The sequence below is a fragment of the Pseudomonas sp. SF2 genome, assembly GCF_036858055.1.
In the GTDB taxonomy this organism is placed as follows: Bacteria; Pseudomonadota; Gammaproteobacteria; order Pseudomonadales; family Pseudomonadaceae; genus Aquipseudomonas.
Map to the genome: position 1 here is coordinate 12,668 of NZ_JAMBDI010000010.1, position 18,848 is coordinate 31,515.

Here is an 18,848-nt window from a genome sequence, read left to right on the forward strand (position 1 = left end):
AGGCTTCAAGGCTGTGGGAGCGGGCTTGCCCGCGAAGTGGCAGGAACAGCCAATCGGGAAATCTCAGGAGAGGCATCGACGATCACAAACAAAACACAGTTCACTGTCGCCCCACCAACACCCCCCGGACACTTTGCCCCCGCAACAGCACCTCACCCTCGGCAAACCCCAGCAAAATCAATCCCTTGAACCCGGCACAACTCCTGCAACAGGCCTATCGAAGCCCAGTCCCCGCAGGAGCGCCCTTGAACACACCCATCCTCCCCCTGATCCCGCTCTGCACCGCACTGGCCTTGCTCGGCTGCGAAAAAACCGAACAGCACGCCGCCGCGCAAAGCACCACGCCACAGCAGGGCGGCACCCTGGTCTACGCCACCGACCGCGAGCCCACCTGCCTCGACCCGCATGTGGCTGGCGACATGCCGCAGGTGTTCGTTGCCCAGCAGTACCTCGATTCGCTGGTGTCGATGGACAGCAACGGCCAGATCGGTCCCTGGCTGGCGACAAGCTGGGAGGTTTCGCCAGATGGCCTGCGCTACACCTTCCACCTGCGCCGCGACGTGCAATTCACCGACGGCACACCGTTCAATGCCGAAGCGGTCAAGGCCAACCTCGACCACATGGCCAACCCCAAGACCCAGTCCAGTACCGCTGGTGGCTATATCCGCCAATACCGCAGCACCAAGGTGCTCGACACCTACACTGCCGAAGTCACCCTGGCGACGCCCTATGCGGCCTTCCTCGAAGTGTTGGCCCAGGGCTTTCTCGGCATCCAGTCGCCCACCGCACTGCAACGCAGCCGTGACCAGAACTGCGAAAGCCCGGTCGGCAGCGGGCCGTTCAAGGTGGTGCGCTGGGACCGGCAGAACCAGGTGGAACTGGTGCGCAACCCGGCCTACAACTGGGCGCCACCGACCGCTCGGCACCAGGGCCCTGCGTACCTTGATCGCATCGTCTGGAAGTTCATTCAGGAGCCGTCGGTGCGCTTCGCCTCGCTGCAGGCCGGTGAGGTCGATGTGATCGAAGCGTTGCCACCAGAATCGCATGAAGCAGCACGGCGCAACCCGGACGTGGAACTGATCATCGCCCAGCGCCCGGGGAACCCCACCAACGGCACCTTCAACCTGCGCCGCGCACCGTTCGACGACATCCGTGTGCGCGAGGCCTTCGTTCGCAGCGCCGATGTCGAGGGGGCGCTGAAAAGTGTGTACTTCGGCGAGTTCCCCCGCGCCGGTGGCCCGTTGAGCTTGGCCACGCCGTTCTACAGCGGTGACTTCGAGCGCGGCCAGGACTATGACCCGGCCCGCGCTGCCAGGCTGCTCGACGAGGCTGGCTGGACCGGCCGCGACAGCGAAGGCTACCGCACCAGGAACGGCCAGCGGCTGCGCGCCATCGTGCTGATCGGTGCGCGCACACCGCCGTCGGAGCTGACCCTGTGGGAACAGGTGCAGGCAACTACCCGCCAGGCAGGCCTTGAGCTGGTGCTGGACCAGATGAGCGATGCCCAGGTCACCGCGCGCCAGGCCGCCTGGGACTATGACATCCGCATCGGCTACTGGAACACCAACACCCCCGATGTGCTACGCATCATCTTCACCACCGCCTTCGTGCAGCCGGCCGGGGTTGGCGGTTACCACCAGAACTCCTCCGGCTATGCCGACCCCGGTTTTGACGCGCTGCTCGACAGTGCGCTGGCCACCCAGGATGCGGACCTGCGCCGCCAGCGCTACTTCCAGGCGCAGCAACAGGCTGCCGCGCAGTACCTGCAACTCACCACCTACCCGCAAAGCACGCGCCTGGGCATCTACAAGACCGCCCATGGCGTGCGCCTGGAGCCTTCGCTGGCGGTGACCTACCTCTATGACGCATGGGTGAACAAATGACTACGACGACACTCGCGGTGATCGACCCACGCCGCGAACGCCTGGCCGCCCTGGGCCGGCGCGCCACCCTCCGCCTGGCCGGCGGCGTGCTGGTGCTGTGGGCGGTGGCGACCCTGACGTTCTTCGCACTCCGGCTGATGCCGGGTGACCCGGTGCTGGCGATCCTCGGTGGCCCCAGCGGCAACCCCACGCCCGAAGCGATTGAAGCCGCGCGCGTGGAGTATGGCCTCGACAAGCCGTTGGCCGTGCAGTACGTGTTCTACCTGGGGCGTCTGCTGCAAGGTGATCTGGGGGTGTCCTACTCGCAGCACCTGCCGGTTACCCGGGTGCTGGCCGAGCAGGGCGGGGCGACCTTGGAACTGACCATCGCCGCCCTGCTGCTGGCCTGGGTGTTGGTGCTGCTGCTGACAGTGGTCACCGCCGGGCGCGGCAGGCTGGTCGGCGGCATCGCCTCGCTGGCAGAAACCCTCAGCGCGGCACTGCCGCACTTCTGGCTCGGCGTGGTGCTGCTGGCGGTATTCGCCTTCGGCCTGCGCTGGTTCCCGCCGGCCGGTAGTGACAGTTTCGCCAGCCTGATACTCCCGGCGTTATCCCTGGCGATTCCGCTGGCCGGCTTCATCGCCCAGGTCACCCGCGAGTCGCTGGAACTCACTCTCGATCAACCCTTCATCCTGACCGCCCGTACACGCGGCCTTAGTGACCTGGCCGTGCGCTTTCGGCACGCCTTGCGCCATGCCTTGCTGCCAGGTGTGTCGCTGTCGGGCTGGGCCATCGGCGCACTGATCAGTGGTGCGGTGGTGTGCGAGGTGATCTTTTCCCGCAAGGGGGTGGGGCGCCAGCTGTACCAGGCAGTGCAGGCCCAGGACCTGCCCTTGGTGATCGGTATAAGCCTGGTCGTTGCGGCTGGCTATGTGCTGGCGAACATTCTGGTCGACCTGCTGTACCAGTGGATCGACCCTCGGCAGCAGGAGGCTGCAGCATGACAGACCTGACCCATGATCAAGCCCTTGCGCCGTTGCGCCGGCAGCGCCATCTGAAACTGCCGCCGCTGGGCGCAAGCCTGGCGATCCTGTTCCTGTTCGCATTGCTTCTGGCCGCGTTGGCGCCGGGGCTGTTCACTCGCATCGACCCATTGGCCATCGTACCGCGGCAAGCGTTTCAGCCGCCCGGTTGGGCGCACTGGCTGGGCACCGACCAGTCAGGGCGCGACATCTTTGCGCGGATCATCCACGGCGCACGGCAGAGCCTGCTGATCGGCCTCGCGGCGACGGCCATTTCCATGGTCATCGCCATCGCCCTCGGCCTGCTTGGTGGCCTTGGCGGCGCACGCGTGGACCGTGCGGTCGGCTGGTTGCTGGAAGTACTGTTCGCCTTCCCCAGCCTGGTGCTGGCGCTGCTGTTCGTGGCGGTATTCGGCAGCGGCGTCGGCCCGTTGATAGTCGCCACCGGGCTGGGCGGTGCGCCGGGGTACGCGCGCATGGTCCGTGGCCAGGTGCTGGCGGTACGCAACGCCGGCTACATCGAAGCGGCGCGGGCGCTGGGGCACCCGACTGCGCGCATCGTGCTGCGCCAGTTGTTGCCCAATGCCATGCGGCCATTGGTGGTGACGCTGACCATGGGCGTTGGCCAGGCCATCGTCTGGGCCTCGGCGCTGAGCTTCCTCGGCCTGGGCGCGCGGCCACCGGCGCCGGAGTGGGGGACGATGTTGTCCATGGGGCGTGACTTCATCGCCAATGCCTGGTGGCTCACCTTCTTCCCTGGCCTGTTCATCGTCCTCACCACCCTGGCGACCACCGTGACCGGCCGCTACATCCAACAACGTCTGGAGGGGCGCCTGCCATGAGCGACAAGACCTTGACCGTCGAAGGACTGAACGTGGCCTTTGATGACGGCAGCGTAGTCCGTGATTTGTCTTTCACCTTGCCGCCGGGCCGATGCGTGGCCTTGGTTGGTGAGTCCGGCTCGGGCAAGAGCGTCAGTGCCCGCTGCCTGGTCGGCCTGGCCGGCGCGCGAGCGAAAGTGAGCGCCCGTCGCCTGAGTTTCGCCGGCCATGACCTGCTCGACCTCAGCGAGCGGCAGTGGCGGGCGGTGCGTGGCAAGGACATCGGCTTCGTGCTGCAGGATGCGCTGGTGTCGCTGGACCCGTTGCGGCCTGTGGGCAAGGAAATTCTCGAAGTGCTGCAGACCCACGGATACGGTGACCGCCACACCCGTACTGCACGTGTGCATGAGTTGCTCGAGCGAGTAGGCGTGCCGGATGTCGAGCTGCGTGCTCGCCAGCGTCCGGGGCAGTTGTCTGGCGGCCTGCGCCAGCGTGCACTGATCGCCAGTGCCCTGGCCCTGGACCCCGCGCTGGTGATCGCCGATGAGCCGACCACGGCACTGGATGCCACCGTGCAGGCGCAGATTCTCGAGGTGTTCCAGCAGATCAAGGCCCGTGGCGCCTCGCTGCTGATCATCAGCCACGACCTGGCAGTGGTCGCACAATTGGCCGACGAGGTGGTGGTGCTGCGCCATGGCGAAGTGGTGGAGCAGGGGCCGATGCAGCAGGTGCTGCGCCAGCCGCGCCACCCCTACACCCGGGCCTTGCTGGCGGCAGTGCCGGCCGAGCACCCGCGCGGTAGCCGGCTGTCACCCGAGCGGGTTGGCGTGCGCATCGAACCGCGGGCACGCTCGCACGGTGACGTGCTGTTCGAAGGCCGTGGTCTGGGCAAGCGCTACCTCGGCCCCGACGGGCTGGTGCGGCAGGTGGTACAGGGTGTCGATTTCACCCTGCGTGCCGGGCGCACCCTGGGCATTGTCGGTGAGTCCGGCTCGGGCAAGACCACCGTGGCACGCATCGCCCTCGGCCTGCTGCAGCCCGACGAGGGTGAGGTGCTTTATCGCGGGCAACCCTGGAACCGCCCGGCCAACGCTGTGAGCGAGGCCGTGCGCCGGCCGTTGCGTGGCGAGATCAGCGTGATCTACCAGGACCCGCTGGGCTCGTTCGACCCGCGCTGGAGCGTGGCGCAGATTCTTGATGACGCGTTGCAGGTAGCCGGTATCGAGGCACCCGCCAGACCCGCACGCATCGCTGTGCTGCTCGACCAGGTGCGCCTGCCGGCAGCGCTTGCCCAGCGCCGACCGTTGCAACTGTCGGGTGGCCAGCGCCAGCGGGTGGCAATCGCCCGGGCCATCGCCAGCGAGCCCAAGGTGATCATCTGCGACGAGCCGGTCTCGGCCCTGGACGTGTCGGTGCAAGCCCAGGTGCTCGACCTGCTGGCCGACCTGCAGGACGAACTGGGCCTGGCCTACCTGTTCATCTCCCATGACCTGGGGGTGATCCGCCATGTCAGCGACGACGTGCTGGTGATGCGCCATGGTCAGGTGGTGGAACAGGCACCGGTCGAACAGTTGTTCGATAACCCGGCCCACGCATACACCCGGCGATTGCTCGGCGCGGTGCCGCGCCTGCCCGGTAGCGGCGCCGAACTGGTGGTGCCGCCGCTGGACCTGGTGCACGAGGCGTTCGACCTGTTCGACGAAACCCGCCTGTGGAAGATCGCGATTTGAAGGTGAACTGAGACGTCAAGCCCTGCGCGGCTCCCCAGGGATCGCGCCAGCCTCAAGACATTGGCAAGACAGCTGCTCCCACCAGGCTCGGGTCGCTTAAACGAAAGATGCACTTAAAGGACTGAACCATGACCACATTTCAACGTTTCCCAACCCTGGCTCCGGCCACCAGCGTCGCGGAGCTGAAGGCCCGCATCGTGGCCTTGTTGCCCGCAATCGGCGAAGGTGCCGCGCAGCGCGAGCGCGAACGCCAGCTGCCCCATGAGGCCATTGCCCAGCTTGCGGCAGCCGGGCTTTACACCGTGCGTATCCCTGAGCAGTACGGCGGCCCCGGCGGCACTGTCAGCGATGTGATCGAACTGCTGCTGCAAGTCGCCTCGGTCGATTCCAACGTGGCCCAGGCCCTGCGCCCAGGTTTTGCCTTCGTCGAAGGCCTGCTGGCCGCGCAGGCCGAAGGCGCCGAGCAGGAGCGCGAGCGCTGGTTCGCACGCTATCTCCAGGGTGCGGTGATTGGCAATGCCGGCTGGGAACTGGGCGGTGCCAACGGCGCCATCGCCGCGCGCCTGGTGCGCGAGGGCGAGCACTTTCGCGCCAATGGCAGCAAGTTCTACAGCACGGGGGCGCTGTTCGCCGATTACGTCAGCGCCGTTGCCCTGGACGAGGACGAGCAGCCGGTGTCGTTCATCCTGCCGCGCGACCGCGAGGGCCTGGAGCTGGTCGACGACTTTGATGCCATGGGCCAGCGCCTGACCGCCAGCGGCACCACCCATTTGCGCAATGTGCGCGTCGAGGCCAGCGATATCCGCACGCGCACCGTGGAGGAGGGCAAGCGCACCATCGTCACGCCGTTCCTGCAGCTGTTCCTTGCCACCGTGCTGGGCGGTATTGCCCGCAATGCGCTGGACGACGCCACCCGCTTCACCCGCGAGCATGCCCGCCCGATCAAGCACAGCACGGCCAGCCGCTCGGTGGATGACCCCTATGTTGAGCTGTCGGTAGGCGATATCGCTGCCCGTGCCTATGGCGCCGAGGCCATGGTCCTGAAGGCCGCTGCAACCATCGACAAGGCCTGGGCCGCGCAACTGGATGAAGCCGCCGTGGAGCAGGCCGCGATCGAGGTGGCGCAGACCCAGTACCTGGTCGCCGAGCTGGCGCTCAAGGCTGCGCAAACGCTGTTCGACGTTGGCGGTGCCTCCACCACCGGCCGCCAGCACAACCTCGACCGCCACTGGCGCAACGCCCGCACCGTGGCCAATCATAACCCCCGCCAGTGGAAGGCGGCGGTGGTCGGTGCCTGGCAGCTCAAGGGCACTCGCCCACCTGTCTCGGGGCTGTTTTGACTGCCCAGCCGGCCTTGCTGGCCGGCCATGTGCAAAGCCCCAAGGTGCCGGTGATCATCGGTGCCGCATTGTTCATGGAGCTGCTCGACAGCACTGCGGTGATGACCGCCCTGCCGCGGATGGCCGCCGATTTCGGCGAGCCAGGGCTGCGCATGAATCTGGTGGTGTCGCTGTACATGCTTGCCCTGGCCCTGTGCGTGCCGGTCAGCGGTTGGGCCGCCGAGCGCTTTCGCCCACGCCAGGTCATGTTGTCGGCGATGGGCTTGTTCACTTGCGCCTCGCTGGCCTGCGCCCTGGCCGATACGCTCTGGCAGCTGTGCCTGGGGCGCATGCTGCAGGGGGCAGCCGGGGCTCTGATGACACCGGTGGGGCAGGTGATCATCCTGCGCTGGTCGAGCCGTGAGCAGCTGCTGCAGGCCATGTCGTGGTTGGCCCTGCCGGCACTGGTGGGGCCGCTGGTCGGTCCGTTGCTCGGCGGTTTGCTGGTGACGGTGCTGTCCTGGCACTGGATCTTCCTGATCAACCTGCCTATCTGCCTGCTCGGTTGCTGGCTGATCTTGCGCCATGTACCGGACTATCCGGCACGGCCGGTGCCACCGTTGGACGTGCGTGGCTTGCTGCTCAGCGGCGGGGCCCTGGCCATGTTGGTGTTCGGCCTGGAATCGCTGGGGCTGGGGCAGTTGCCGCAGGCCTGGGCGATGGTGCTGGTGGCCGGTGGGGGAGCCTGTGCGTTGGGGTATCTGCTGCACGCGCGGCGACATCCCAATCCATTGGTGGACCTGTCGCTGTTGCGCCTGCGCAGCTTTGGCGTGGCCCAGGCGGGTGGCGGGCTGTTCCGCCTGGGGTCGGCAGCCCAGCCGTTCCTGATCGTGCTACTGCTGCAGAACTGCCTGGGCTTGAGCCCGTTGGCGGCGGGATGGCTGGTGGTCAGCGGCGGCGTCGGCGCGCTGCTGATGAAGGTACTGGCAGTGCCATTGGTGCGGCGCTACGGCTATCGACGGGTGCTCAGTTGCAATGCCGTGCTCAGTGGTGTGGGGATTGCCCTGTGCGCCAGTTTCGATCGTGATACTGCTGTGTGGCTGATGGCTATGGTGCTGTTCGCCGCAGGCCTGGTGCGTTCACTGCAGTTCTCGACGTTGGGGGCTGCCAGTTATCAGGACGTGCCCGGTGAGCGTTCGGCGGCGGCCAGTTCGTTGTCGGCGATGTCCGTGCAGCTGACCATGGCCATGTCGGTGAGCCTGGCAGGGGGGCTGTTAGGGATGCTGGCCGGGTTGGGCGGGCGTAGCGAAACTTCGGTGGCAGATATCTCCACGGTGATGGTGCTGTGCGCTGCCATGTGTGGAATTTCCGGTTTGGTGTTCCGGCGTTTGTCGGACTAGTCAGCACGCGAACACCACGTTCGTGCGCGATGCCGCGTTGCGGATATGCTCTTGCATCGCACGCTGCGCCCCGGCCTGGTTGCCACGGGCAAGCTGGCGCAGGATCTTGCGGTGTTCCTGCCAGGTCTCCATGGCGCGTTCCGGGCGAATGAACGGCAGCTTCTGGCTCTCCAGGAAAATGTCCTGGTTGGTGGTGATCACCTGCAGCATGGCGTGGTTGCCACTGGCTTCCAGCAGGCGACGGTGAAAGGCGAAGTCCAGGCGCGCGGCGGCCTCGAAATGGCCAGCACGCAGCTCCTGGCGCATCGACTCGACATTGGCTTCGAGCGCATCGATGTCCGCTGCCGTCAGGTACAGCGCCGCCAAGCCGGCGGCAAACCCTTCGAGTGCATAGCGCAACTGGAACGTATCGACGGCGGATACCTGTTCGGCATAGGGCCAGGAGAAACCGGTAGCGGGTGGCGGCGCCAGGACGAATACTCCCTTGCCCGGCTGTACGCTCACCAGCCCCAAGGCGCTCAAGGAGGACAGCGCCTCGCGCAGGGAGGCGCGGCTTACACCCAACTGCTCTGCCAGGTCACGTTGGGAGGGCAGGGCATCACCAGGCTGGTAGTCGCCGTCCTGGATCAGCCTGCGGATAGCCTGCAAAGCGATTTCCGGAACTGCACGGGGGAGTGTGTCGAGCATCTGTTCAGACCAGCTGGCAAGGGGTCTGCGCTTTTTAAAGGCTTTAGCGGTTGCCTGGCAAGTCTCGCCCCACGCTGACGCAACGGGGCAGGTGGCTGCACGAAAGGGGGGCGATGGCAGAGCGATTGGTGCTATCTGTTCAGACCAGTAAGACCGCGTGATGCCAAGGGGCGAAAGCGTATTCCGGGGCTGCCGGGCAACACTGGCACGGCCTGTGCTTTTCGGGCTAGGCAACTTCTTCGCATGCACCCGAGGCATTTTCCATGAAAAACATCCGTACCCTGTTTCTGGCCACCCTGCTTTGCGGCGGCGTCATGAGCGTTTCCCAGGCCCAGGCCGATGCGCTGGCCGACATCACTGCCCGGGGCGTGCTCAAGGTCGCCGTACCCCAGGACTTCCCTCCCTTCGGCTCGGTAGGGCCGGACCTCAAACCCCGCGGCCTGGACATCGACACCGCGCAACTGCTGGCTGACAGGCTCGGCGTCAAGCTGGCGCTGACCCCGGTCAACAGCACCAATCGCATTCCGTTCCTCACGACCGGCAAGGTCGACCTGGTGATTTCCAGCCTGGGCAAGAACGCCGAGCGAGAAGCGGTGATCGATTTTTCCCGCCCCTACGCACCGTTCTACCTGGCAGTGTTCGGGCCGGCCGATACGTCGGTCGACGATATCGGTGCCGTTGCCGGCAAGACCATCAGTGTCACGCGTGGCTCGATCGAGGACATGGCGTTATCCGCGGTCGCCCCACAGGGTACGATCATCAAGCGCTTCGAGGACAACAACTCGACCATCGCCGCCTACCTGTCGGGCCAGGTCGAGCTGATCGCCAGCGGCAGCGTGGTGATGGCTGTCATTGCCGAGAAGAACCCGGGCAAGGTGCCGGTGATGAAGGTCAAGCTCAAGGACTCGCCCGTGTACGTGGGCCTGGCCAAGCAGGAGCCGGCCTTGCTCGAGAAGGTCAACGCCACCCTGGATGCGGCCAAGGCCGACGGCAGCCTCAACCGCAATGCCGAAAAATGGCTGAAGCAGCCATTGCCGGCCGACCTTTGAACGGCCCTGGAGTCGCTGACCCATGGCCTATCAATTTGATTTTTCCCCGGTGCTGGCCCAGGGCGGCCTGCTGCTCGAAGGGGCTGTGTTCACGCTTGAGCTGACGTTGATCGGCACCCTGTTCGGGGTGGCCATCGGTGTGCTTGGTGCGCTGGTGCGCGCCTGGCGACTACGGCCGTTCGATGCCCTGTTCGGCCTTTACGTGGAGCTGATCCGCAACACGCCCTTCATCGTCCAGTTGTTCTTCATCTTCTTCGGCCTGCCCGCGCTTGGCGTTCGGTTGACGGAATGGCAGGCGGCGGTACTGGCCATGGTGATCAACCTTGGCGCCTATTCCACCGAGATCATTCGGGCGGGTATCCAGGCCATCCCCAGAGGGCAACTGGAGGCTGCGGCGGCATTGGCCATGAGCCGTTTCGAGGCTTTTCGCCATGTGGTGCTGCAACCTGCACTGGCCAAGGTCTGGCCGGCCCTGTCGAGCCAGATCGTGATCGTCATGCTCGGCTCGGCGGTGTGCTCGCAGATCGCCACAGAGGAACTGTCGTTCGCTGCCAACTTCATCCAGTCGCGCAACTTCCGGGCTTTCGAGACATACCTGCTGACCACGGCCTTGTATCTGGTCATGGCCATCCTGGTGCGCCAACTGCTGGCATGGTTCGGTCGACGCGCGTTGATGGGGAGACGCTGAATGGATTTCACCTTGTGGGACATCGTGCGCAACCTGCTCGCAGGCTTGCAATGGACCTTGCTGCTGTCGCTGGTGGCATTCGTCTGTGGTGGTATTGCCGGGCTGTTGCTGCTGTTGGCGCGCATCTCCGATAGCCGGTTGCTGCGTGGCGCGGCGAGGAGCTACATCGAGCTGTTCCAGGGGACGCCGCTGCTGATGCAGCTGTTCATGGTGTTTTTCGGCATCGCCCTGTTCGGCATCGATGTGTCGGCCTGGATGGCGGCGGCCATCGCCTTGACGCTGTTCACCAGTGCCTTTCTCGCCGAGATCTGGCGGGGCTGCGTCGAGTCCATACCACATGGCCAGTGGGAGGCCTCCGGCAGCCTGGCCATGAGCCGTCTGGAGCAGTTGCGCCATGTGATCCTGCCCCAGGCCCTGCGCATTGCCGTCGCACCGACAGTCGGGTTCTCGGTGCAGGTGGTCAAGGGCACGGCGGTGACCTCGATCATCGGTTTCACCGAGCTGACCAAGACTGGCGGCATGTTGGCCAACGCCACTTTTGAACCGTTCCTGATCTACGGTCTGGTGGCCGTGGGTTACTTCGTCCTTTGCTACCCGCTCTCGCTGAGCGCCCGTTACCTGGAGAGGAGGCTGCATGCCCCTGCTTAGAGTGTCCGCATTGCACAAGTACTATGGCGACAACCATGTGCTCAAGGGGGTCGACCTGGCGATCGAGGAGGGCGAGGTGGTCGCCATCATCGGCCGTAGCGGTTCCGGCAAGAGTACCTTCCTGCGAACCCTCAACGGCCTGGAGTCGATCAGCGACGGGGTGATCGAGGTGGATGGCGAATACCTGGATGCCAGCCGCGCCGACTTGCGTTCGCTGCGGCAGAAGGTTGGCATGGTGTTCCAGCAGTTCAACCTCTTCCCTCACCTGACCGTGGGCCAGAACGTCATGCTTGCGCCCCAGGTGGTGAAGAAGGCCGGCAAGGCCGAGGCCCGCCAGTTGGCCGAACAGATGCTCGCCAGGGTTGGACTGGGCGACAAGTTCGACGCCTACCCGGACCGCCTTTCCGGCGGCCAGCAGCAGCGGGTGGCGATTGCCCGGGCGCTTGCCATGTCGCCCAAGGTGTTGCTGTGCGACGAGATCACCTCGGCGCTCGACCCCGAGCTGGTCAATGAGGTGCTCGGTGTGGTGCGCCAGCTGGCCAGTGAAGGCATGACCCTGATCATGGTCACCCACGAAATGCGTTTTGCCCGGGAAGTCGGTGACAAGCTGGTCTTCATGCATCAGGGCAAGGTCCACGAGACGGGCCATCCGCGCGAGGTTTTCGCGGCCCCCCGGACAGCAGAGCTGGCGAACTTCATCGGTAGCGTGGCAGGGGGTTAGGGTCCATCGTGTTGCCCTGCGAAGGCGCCAATGCCGATTCGGCGCGGCCCCTTACCCCGCATGCCTCAGGATGTAGCGAATGAAGGCATCCAGTTTGGGTAGCGCGCTGCGCTGGCGCAGATAGACCAGGTTGACCGGGCGGGTAGCGGGCAGGAAGTCGTCAAGCAGTGTGACCAGGCGCCCTGCGCGAAGGTCCTCGGCCACCAGGAACTCGGGTTGCAGCAGGATCCCGTTGCCTGCCAGGGCGGCCAGCCGCAATGCCTGGCCATCGTTGCTTTTCAGCACCCAGTGTTCCGGCCAGGGGTATTCCTTGCCAGCGTCCAGCAAGGGCCAGGTGAAACGGTTGGTCCATGTGGAGTGCGCCAGTAACCTGTGCCCGGCCAGGTCTGCCGGAACGGCTGGGCGCCCGTGCCTGTCCAGGTAGCCGGGGGCGGCGCAGATCACCATCCGATAGGGGCGCAGTGCTTTGGCCACCAGATCTGCATCACCCAGGTTGCCAATGCGCAAAGCAGCATCGAACCCCTCGGCCATCAGGTCGACGACACTGTTGCTGAGCACCAGATCAACGCGCACGTCCGGGTGTTCGGTGAGAAAGCCGGCAACCAGCGGCGCGAGCAGCGACGAGCCCAGGGTCATGGGGGCGCTGATACGCAATAGTCCGCTGGGTGCCTGTTGCAAGCTTTCAACGCGCTCATAGGCCTTGCGAACCTGGTCCAGTGCCTGCCTGGACTCTTCGTAGAACACGCGGCCTGCTTCGGTGACGTGCATGCGCCGGGTACTGCGCTGGATCAGTTCGACCTGCATTGCATCTTCAAGTTGGCGGATATACCTGCTCACCATTACCACTGACAGGTCCAGGTGCTCGGCGGCCTGGCTGAAGCTGCCCTGTTCGGCGACGCTGACAAATACCTCCATGGCGCGCAGGCGGTCCATATTTTAACTCCTGGTTAAATATGATTGAACAATACCTGTATTTATTAACAAATTGTTTTTGCTTACCGTGAAGACTGTCAAGTCATCAATGAGGTATGCCCCGTGGCGCCCTTGCATTCGCTGCTCGAACATTTTCCACAAGTCAGCCTCGTCGACCGGCCAACACCCATTCAGCGCCTTGAAGGCCTTGAGCATTCGCTCGGGCTGCTTAAGCGCGGCATCAAGCTGTTCGCCAAGCGTGACGATTACATGGCCCTGGGCGGCGGTGGCAACAAGCTGCGAAAGCTTGAGTTTCACCTTGGCGAGGCCCTTCGAGACAAGGTGGATGTGGTCGTGACAATGGGTGGGCTGCAATCCAATCATGCACGTTTGACTGCGGCAGCCTGTGCGAAGCTGGGCATGCGTTGCGAACTTGTGCTGGGCCGTGCCGTACCCCGGGATGATGAAGAGTACGAGCACAACGGCAATGTGCTTCTGGATGAGCTGTTCGGGGCCGTCGTGCATATCGTGCCTGAAGGTTTTACCACGGCGAGTTGGGCCGACACCCGTGCACAGGAACTGCAAATGCAGGGCTGCAAGGTCAAGGTTATTCCCACCGGCGGCTCGACAGCCGTGGGGGGCCTGGGCTATGCCAAGGCCGCGCTGGAAATCGCCCGGCAGGAAGCCAGCATGGGCCTGAAGTTCACGCACATGGTCATGGCCAATGGCAGTTCCGGCACCCATGCGGGCATGGCCGCCGGGTTTGCTGCGATGGGGCGGGCGCCGGGCTTCATCAAGTCCTTTGCAGTACTTGCCGAGGCGCCTGAATCGCACCGTCGCACGCTTGAACTTACCCGGCAGACCTTGGAACTGCTTGGCAGCGAGCAGGTTATCGAGCCGCCAATGATTGCCGTCGATGGTGCACATCGCGGCGCGGGCTATGGTGTTCCGACGAAAGCCATGTTGTCGGCGTTGCAACTCATGGCCCGTTCCGAGGGGCTGTTGCTTGATCCGGTCTACTCCGGAAAAGCGTTCGCCGGCCTGGTCGCCGACCTGGAAAGCGGCTTGTACGCACAGGGTGACAACATCTTGCTGCTGATGACCGGTGGGGCGCCGGGGATCTTCGCTTATCGGTCGGCCCTGCAGGGCGCATAGGTACGAGTGCGCCGGGTGCTTATGCCTGCGCATGATGAATGTGGGGTCTACCTTGAGTAGGCGCACCCGCGGCTGTCGTTTCAATTACCTGAGGTCGTGTGAAATGAGTAACCCGATTCAAGTGCCCAGGATCGCCGATCAAGGTACTGAAGATGTTGATACCGTCGAGACGAACGAGTGGCTGGATGCCCTGGAGGGCGTAGCACGCACCGAGGGCAGTGGGAGGGTGGAATTCCTGCTGCAACGCCTGGCCGAGCATGCCGGCCACCTGGGGGCTCGAATCGCTGCCAACCCATACTCGCTTTACCAGAACACCATCGCCGTGGAACAGCAACCGGAGTACCCCGGTGATCTGGCGATGGAAGAGCGCATTACCTCGATCATTCGCTGGAACGCGCTGGCCATGGTGGCCAAGGCGAACAAGGCCTATGGCGAGCTGGGCGGCCATATCGCCAGTTACGCCTCTGCCGCGGAAATCTTCGAAGTGGGCTTCAACCATTTCTTCCGTGCCGATACTGCACAAGGCAAAGGCGACCTGGTGTATTTCCAGCCGCATTCCGCGCCAGGTGTCTATGCCCGCGCTTTCCTGGAGGGCCGGCTGGAGCAACAGCAACTCGAGCGTTATCGGCAGGAGGTGGATGGCGGCGGGCTGTGCTCCTATCCCCACCCTTGGCTCATGCCGGACTTCTGGCAGTTTCCGACCGGCTCCATGGGCATCGGCCCGATCAGCGCAATCTATCAGGCCCGCTTCCTGCGCTACCTGCAACACCGTGGCATTGCCTCGACCGAAGGGCGTCATGTCTGGGGGGTATTCGGCGATGGCGAGATGGACGAGCCGGAATCGGTCGCAGCACTGTCGCTTGCCGCACGGGAGAAGCTGGACAATGTCACCTTCGTGATCAACTGCAACCTGCAGCGGCTTGACGGGCCTGTGCGCGGTAACGGGCAAATCATCCAGGAGCTGGAATCGCTGTTCAAGGGTGCTGGCTGGAACGTTATCAAAGTGGTCTGGGGCTCGGGCTGGGATGCCCTGTTCGCCCGGGATCACCACCACGTTCTGCTGCGCCGCCTGGCCAGCACCGTCGATGGCCAGTACCAGGCCCTGGGTGCCAACGATGCAGCCTACAACCTTGCGCATTTCTTCGACCTCGACCCGGAGCTGCACGCGCTGGTCGCTCACATGAGCCCGGCCGAAATCGATGGCCTGCGTCGCGGCGGCCACGATTTTCGCAAGTTGCACGCTGCATTCGACGCAGCGAAGCGCCACAAGGGGCACCCGACGGTCATCCTGGCGAAGACCAAGAAAGGCTTTGGCATGGGCCAGGCCGGCGAATCGCGCAACACCGCGCACCAACAGAAGAAACTGGACGTCGAGGCGCTCAAGGCGTTTCGGGACCGTTTTGCGCTGCCGCTGGATGACCAGGCAGTGGAGGAGATGCGCTTTTATCGACCGCACGATGACAGCCCAGAACTGCGCTACTTGCATGCCCGTCGGCAGTCGCTGGGTGGTTACCTGCCTCGACGCACCAGCCTGGCCCCCAGCATCGCGGTACCGCCGCTTGCCGACTATGCGCGGTTCGCCCTGGCCCCTGACGATCGTGAGATTTCCACCACGATGGCTGTGGTCCGGCTCTTCACCAACCTGCTCAAGGACAAGCAGCTCGGCCCACGCATCGTGCCCATCGTGGCCGACGAGGCGCGTACCTTTGGCATGGCCAATCTGTTCCGCCAGGTTGGCATCTATTCACCGGTTGGCCAGCTCTACGAACCGGAAGACGCCGGTGCATTGCTGTACTACAAGGAATCCACCGACGGCCAGTTGCTGGAGGAGGGCATTACCGAAGCCGGTGCTGTCTCTTCGTGGGTCGCCGCAGCGACCTCCTACAGCGTCAACAGCGAGCCGATGCTGCCGTTCTATATCTACTATTCGATGTTCGGTTTCCAGCGCATCGGCGACCTGATCTGGGCGGCTGCCGACCAGCGCGCCCGTGGCTTCCTGATTGGTGCCACCGCTGGCCGCACCACCCTGGCGGGCGAGGGCCTGCAACACCAGGACGGTACCAGCCAGCTCATCGCCTCGACGGTGCCTAACTGCCGCGCCTACGACCCGGCGTTCGCCAGCGAGGCGGCCGTGATCATCGACCATGGCAGCCGACGCATGCTCGAGCAGCAGTGCGATGAGTTCTACTACCTGACGGTGACCAACGAGAACTACACCCAGGCCCCGCTGCAGGACAGCGAACACGACGATGTGATCCGTGGCATGCGCCTGTACGGCACGCGCGGAACGGAGGAGCCTGCGGTACGCCTGCTGGGTTCCGGCGCCATCATGCGGGAGGTGATCGCCGCCGCCGAGCTGCTGCTGCAGGACTGGGGTATCAGCAGCCAGATCTGGAGTGTCACCAGTTTCTCGGAGCTGGCACGCGATGCTCGCGAGGTAGAGCGCCAGCGCCTTTTCGGCAGCCAGTGCGAAGGGCAGAGCCACTTGCAGCGCTGCCTGCCCGGGCCTGTGCCGGTGGTGGCGGCCAGCGACTACGTGCGTGCTTATGCCCAGTTGATCGCTGCCCATGTCAGCGCGCCGTTCACCGCCCTGGGTACCGATGGCTTTGGCCGGAGTGACACGCGCTCGGCACTGCGTCGCTTCTTCGAGGTTGATCGTCAGCACATTGCCCTGGCGGCATTGGCAGGCATCGATCCTGGCAAGCACGCCGCAGCACGGCTGCGTTATGGCATCGACGCACACGCCGAGGCACCCTGGAACCGCTGAGTATCTGCAAGCCGGCCAGCGTGCTTGGCCGGCAACCCGCGGGGCCAGCGGGTTGCCTCAGCATTTGGCGCGCTAAAGATTCCATGGAGTCTCCCACAGGATTTGCGCAGCCCTTGAACCTTGCGCGTAACTTGTGGGAGCCCGATTCACCCGCGAACACCGGCAAAGCCGGTGCCATCCGCCGCCTCAGGTTCTATCCGTCGTTACGGTTAAAGCCACGCCTTGATCTGCCTCGACACAGCGTCAGTGGAGATCCCGTATCGGTCATGCAAAGTCGGCAGTGCACCCGCATCGAGAAACGCATCCGGTAGCGCGATCTGGCGGAAGGTGGGTGTGACCCCATTGCGCAGCAGTACGCCCGCCACTGCTTCCCCCAGGCCCCCTATGATCGAATGGTTTTCCGCCGTGACCACCAGGCGGCCAGGCTTGCGTGCCTCGGCGAGGATGGTCTGTTCATCGAGCGGTTTGATGGTAGGCACGTGCAGCACCGACACATCCACGCCGTCCTTTTGCAACTGCTCCGCAGCCTCCAGGGCGCGCATGGTCATGAGGCCACTGGCAATCAACAGCACGTCTCGGCCACCGCGCAGCACCTGTGCCTTGCCCAGCTGGAACTGGTAGTCGTAGCGATCGAGCACCAAGGGTACGTTGCCGCGCAGCAGCCGCATGTAGACCGGACCCTGATGGGCAGCGATCGCTGGCACAGCCTGTTCGATCTCCAGCGCATCGCAGGGGTCGACGATCATCAGGTTGGGCATCGCCCGGAAGATGGCCAGGTCATCCGTGGCCTGGTGGCTAGGGCCATAACCGGTGGTCAGGCCAGGCAGCCCACAGACGATCTTGACGTTGAGGTTCTCTTCTGCGATTGCCATGCAGATGAAGTCATAAGCCCGACGGGAAGCGAACACCGCATAAGTGGTGGCAAAGGGGGTCATGCCTTCCCGTGCCATGCCGGCGGCGGCGCTCATCAGCAATTGTTCGGCCATGCCCATTTGATAGAAGCGCTCGGGGTGGGCTTTGGCGAAGATGTGCAAGTCGGTGTACTTGGACAGGTCGGCACTCAGTCCAACTATATCCTGACGTTGCTCGGCCAGGCTTGCCAAGGCATGGCCGAACGGGGCAGGGCGGGTCGGCTGACCGTCGGCGGCAATCGAGGCGATCATGGCCGAGGTGGTCAGGCGCTTCTTGGGTGAGTTCACAGTGCTCATGCTTGGCTCCCGGCGTCCAGCGCTTTGAGGGCGAGGTCCCATTCGTTTTCATCGACGCGAATGAAGTGCGTCTTGTCGCGGTTTTCCAGGAAAGGCACGCCTTTGCCCATGCGGGTATCGCAGATGATGACGCGCGGTTGTGCCCCGGTGTGGGCGCGGGCCTGGTCGAAGGCGCCGACCAGCGCATCCAAGTCATTGCCGTCCACTCGCTGGACGAACCAGCCAAAGCTTTGCCAGCGGTCGACGATTGGCTCGAAGGCCAGTACCTCACTGGAATGACCATCCGCCTGCTGGTTGTTCACATCGATGATGGCGATCAGGTTGTCCAGCCGCCAATGGCTGGCCGACATGGCAGCCTCCCAGGTCGAGCCCTCGTTGAGCTCGCCATCGGACAGCAGGTTGTACACCCAGCTGTCCGACCCCTTGCGTTTGAGCCCGAGACAAGCGCCGACGGCGATGCCCAAGCCGTGGCCGAGCGAGCCACCGGTGATCTCCATGCCTGGGGTGTAGGCAGCCATACCGGACATGGGCAAGCGGCTGTCGTCGCTACCGTAGGTTTCAAGCTCCTCCTCGGGGATTACGCCGGCCTCGATCAGTGCGGCATAGAGGGCGATCGCGTAGTGCCCGATGGACAGGTAGAAGCGGTCGCGTTGCTCCCATTCGGGGTTGCCGGGGTCGATGCGCAGCGCATGGAAATACGCTACTGCCAGCAAGTCGGCGGCGCCCAGAGCCTGGCCGACATAGCCCTGGCCCTGGACTTGCCCCATGCGCAATGCGTGGTGGCGGATATTTCGGGCGCGCACAGCCAGCGGCAGCGCCTCAGTGTAGGTAGGCACAGCAGTCATTGAGGTGACTCCTT

The 18,848-nt window shown here is 64.5% G+C and carries 16 protein-coding genes; 12 read left to right on the forward strand and 4 right to left on the reverse strand.

Annotated elements, in window-relative coordinates; all coding sequences use genetic code 11:
- Positions 1 to 287: 287 nt before the first annotated feature.
- The 6 genes from M2S36_RS07130 (at position 288) to M2S36_RS07155 (ending at position 8,154) form a co-directional block, all read left to right on the forward strand.
- Positions 288 to 1,883, forward strand: coding sequence for an ABC transporter substrate-binding protein (locus M2S36_RS07130; protein ID WP_442969519.1), 1,596 nt, complete (start codon positions 288 to 290; stop codon positions 1,881 to 1,883).
- Entirely contained in the window at positions 1,880 to 2,866 is a 987-nt protein-coding gene (locus tag M2S36_RS07135; protein ID WP_207831071.1) for an ABC transporter permease, read from the forward strand. Before M2S36_RS07130 ends, M2S36_RS07135 begins: the two co-directional genes overlap by 4 nt.
- A complete protein-coding gene (locus M2S36_RS07140; RefSeq protein ID WP_207831072.1) occupies positions 2,863 to 3,726 on the forward strand; it encodes an ABC transporter permease in 864 nt (287 codons plus the stop codon). Before M2S36_RS07135 ends, M2S36_RS07140 begins: the two co-directional genes overlap by 4 nt.
- Entirely contained in the window at positions 3,723 to 5,435 is a 1,713-nt protein-coding gene (locus tag M2S36_RS07145; protein WP_207831074.1) for a dipeptide ABC transporter ATP-binding protein, read from the forward strand. The genes M2S36_RS07140 and M2S36_RS07145 overlap by 4 nt, the downstream gene beginning before the upstream one ends.
- 128 nt (positions 5,436 to 5,563) lie before the next feature.
- A complete protein-coding gene (locus M2S36_RS07150; RefSeq protein ID WP_233686913.1) occupies positions 5,564 to 6,775 on the forward strand; it encodes an acyl-CoA dehydrogenase family protein in 1,212 nt (403 codons plus the stop codon).
- Positions 6,772 to 8,154, forward strand: a complete 1,383-nt coding sequence (locus tag M2S36_RS07155) for an MFS transporter (protein ID WP_207831078.1) — start codon at positions 6,772 to 6,774, stop codon at positions 8,152 to 8,154. The genes M2S36_RS07150 and M2S36_RS07155 overlap by 4 nt, the downstream gene beginning before the upstream one ends.
- Here M2S36_RS07155 and M2S36_RS07160 read toward each other — a convergent pair whose 3' ends face one another.
- On the reverse strand, positions 8,155 to 8,841 hold the full coding sequence (locus M2S36_RS07160) for a FadR/GntR family transcriptional regulator (protein WP_333956882.1): 687 nt from the start codon (positions 8,839 to 8,841) through the stop codon (positions 8,155 to 8,157). It lies immediately after the preceding gene.
- A gap of 263 nt (positions 8,842 to 9,104) precedes the next feature.
- On the opposite strand from M2S36_RS07160, the gene M2S36_RS07165 reads away from it, so the two are divergent.
- From M2S36_RS07165 to M2S36_RS07180, 4 genes are read left to right on the forward strand one after another with little or no spacing between them, the layout of a single operon-like run.
- On the forward strand, positions 9,105 to 9,890 hold the full coding sequence (locus tag M2S36_RS07165) for a transporter substrate-binding domain-containing protein (RefSeq protein ID WP_207831083.1): 786 nt from the start codon (positions 9,105 to 9,107) through the stop codon (positions 9,888 to 9,890).
- Positions 9,891 to 9,912: 22 nt separating this feature from the next.
- Positions 9,913 to 10,578, forward strand: a complete 666-nt coding sequence (locus M2S36_RS07170; protein ID WP_207831086.1) for an amino acid ABC transporter permease — start codon at positions 9,913 to 9,915, stop codon at positions 10,576 to 10,578.
- Positions 10,579 to 11,226, forward strand: coding sequence for an amino acid ABC transporter permease (locus M2S36_RS07175; protein ID WP_063912638.1), 648 nt, complete (start codon positions 10,579 to 10,581; stop codon positions 11,224 to 11,226).
- On the forward strand, positions 11,213 to 11,947 hold the full coding sequence (locus M2S36_RS07180) for an amino acid ABC transporter ATP-binding protein (RefSeq protein WP_046615618.1): 735 nt from the start codon (positions 11,213 to 11,215) through the stop codon (positions 11,945 to 11,947). Before M2S36_RS07175 ends, M2S36_RS07180 begins: the two co-directional genes overlap by 14 nt.
- 51 nt (positions 11,948 to 11,998) lie before the next feature.
- Here M2S36_RS07180 and M2S36_RS07185 read toward each other — a convergent pair whose 3' ends face one another.
- Complete coding sequence (locus M2S36_RS07185; RefSeq protein WP_063912637.1) at positions 11,999 to 12,880, reverse strand: LysR substrate-binding domain-containing protein; 882 nt, start codon at positions 12,878 to 12,880, stop codon at positions 11,999 to 12,001.
- A 111-nt stretch (positions 12,881 to 12,991) separates the two neighbouring features.
- Between M2S36_RS07185 and M2S36_RS07190 the strand changes: the two genes are divergently transcribed.
- Both M2S36_RS07190 and mdeB read left to right on the forward strand, forming a co-directional pair.
- Positions 12,992 to 14,014 (forward strand): D-cysteine desulfhydrase family protein, encoded by a 1,023-nt coding sequence (locus tag M2S36_RS07190; protein ID WP_085622669.1) that lies wholly within the window; start codon positions 12,992 to 12,994, stop codon positions 14,012 to 14,014.
- A gap of 103 nt (positions 14,015 to 14,117) precedes the next feature.
- Positions 14,118 to 16,781 (forward strand): alpha-ketoglutarate dehydrogenase, encoded by a 2,664-nt coding sequence (gene mdeB / locus M2S36_RS07195; protein ID WP_333956884.1) that lies wholly within the window; start codon positions 14,118 to 14,120, stop codon positions 16,779 to 16,781.
- 209 nt (positions 16,782 to 16,990) lie between these two features.
- Here mdeB and M2S36_RS07200 read toward each other — a convergent pair whose 3' ends face one another.
- Together M2S36_RS07200 and M2S36_RS07205 are read right to left on the reverse strand one after the other, a co-directional pair.
- Positions 16,991 to 17,989: a transketolase family protein gene (locus M2S36_RS07200; RefSeq protein ID WP_015271019.1), complete on the reverse strand. Its 999-nt coding sequence runs from the start codon at positions 17,987 to 17,989 to the stop codon at positions 16,991 to 16,993.
- Positions 17,986 to 18,834, reverse strand: coding sequence for a transketolase (locus M2S36_RS07205; RefSeq protein ID WP_063912634.1), 849 nt, complete (start codon positions 18,832 to 18,834; stop codon positions 17,986 to 17,988). Before M2S36_RS07205 ends, M2S36_RS07200 begins: the two co-directional genes overlap by 4 nt.
- Between the last annotated feature and the right edge of the window lie 14 nt (positions 18,835 to 18,848).

Coding starts and splice junctions, on each gene's coding strand:
- M2S36_RS07135 (WP_207831071.1), top strand. CDS start 1,880: ATGACTACGACGACACTCGCGGTGATCGACCCACGCCGCGAACGCCTG.
- M2S36_RS07140 (WP_207831072.1), top strand. CDS start 2,863: ATGACAGACCTGACCCATGATCAAGCCCTTGCGCCGTTGCGCCGGCAG.
- M2S36_RS07145 (WP_207831074.1), top strand. CDS start 3,723: ATGAGCGACAAGACCTTGACCGTCGAAGGACTGAACGTGGCCTTTGAT.
- M2S36_RS07150 (WP_233686913.1), top strand. CDS start 5,564: ATGACCACATTTCAACGTTTCCCAACCCTGGCTCCGGCCACCAGCGTC.
- M2S36_RS07160 (WP_333956882.1), bottom strand. CDS start 8,841: ATGCTCGACACACTCCCCCGTGCAGTTCCGGAAATCGCTTTGCAGGCT.
- M2S36_RS07165 (WP_207831083.1), top strand. CDS start 9,105: ATGAAAAACATCCGTACCCTGTTTCTGGCCACCCTGCTTTGCGGCGGC.
- M2S36_RS07170 (WP_207831086.1), top strand. CDS start 9,913: ATGGCCTATCAATTTGATTTTTCCCCGGTGCTGGCCCAGGGCGGCCTG.
- M2S36_RS07175 (WP_063912638.1), top strand. CDS start 10,579: ATGGATTTCACCTTGTGGGACATCGTGCGCAACCTGCTCGCAGGCTTG.
- M2S36_RS07180 (WP_046615618.1), top strand. CDS start 11,213: ATGCCCCTGCTTAGAGTGTCCGCATTGCACAAGTACTATGGCGACAAC.
- M2S36_RS07185 (WP_063912637.1), bottom strand. CDS start 12,880: ATGGACCGCCTGCGCGCCATGGAGGTATTTGTCAGCGTCGCCGAACAG.
- mdeB (WP_333956884.1), top strand. CDS start 14,118: ATGAGTAACCCGATTCAAGTGCCCAGGATCGCCGATCAAGGTACTGAA.
- M2S36_RS07200 (WP_015271019.1), bottom strand. CDS start 17,989: ATGAGCACTGTGAACTCACCCAAGAAGCGCCTGACCACCTCGGCCATG.
- M2S36_RS07205 (WP_063912634.1), bottom strand. CDS start 18,834: ATGACTGCTGTGCCTACCTACACTGAGGCGCTGCCGCTGGCTGTGCGC.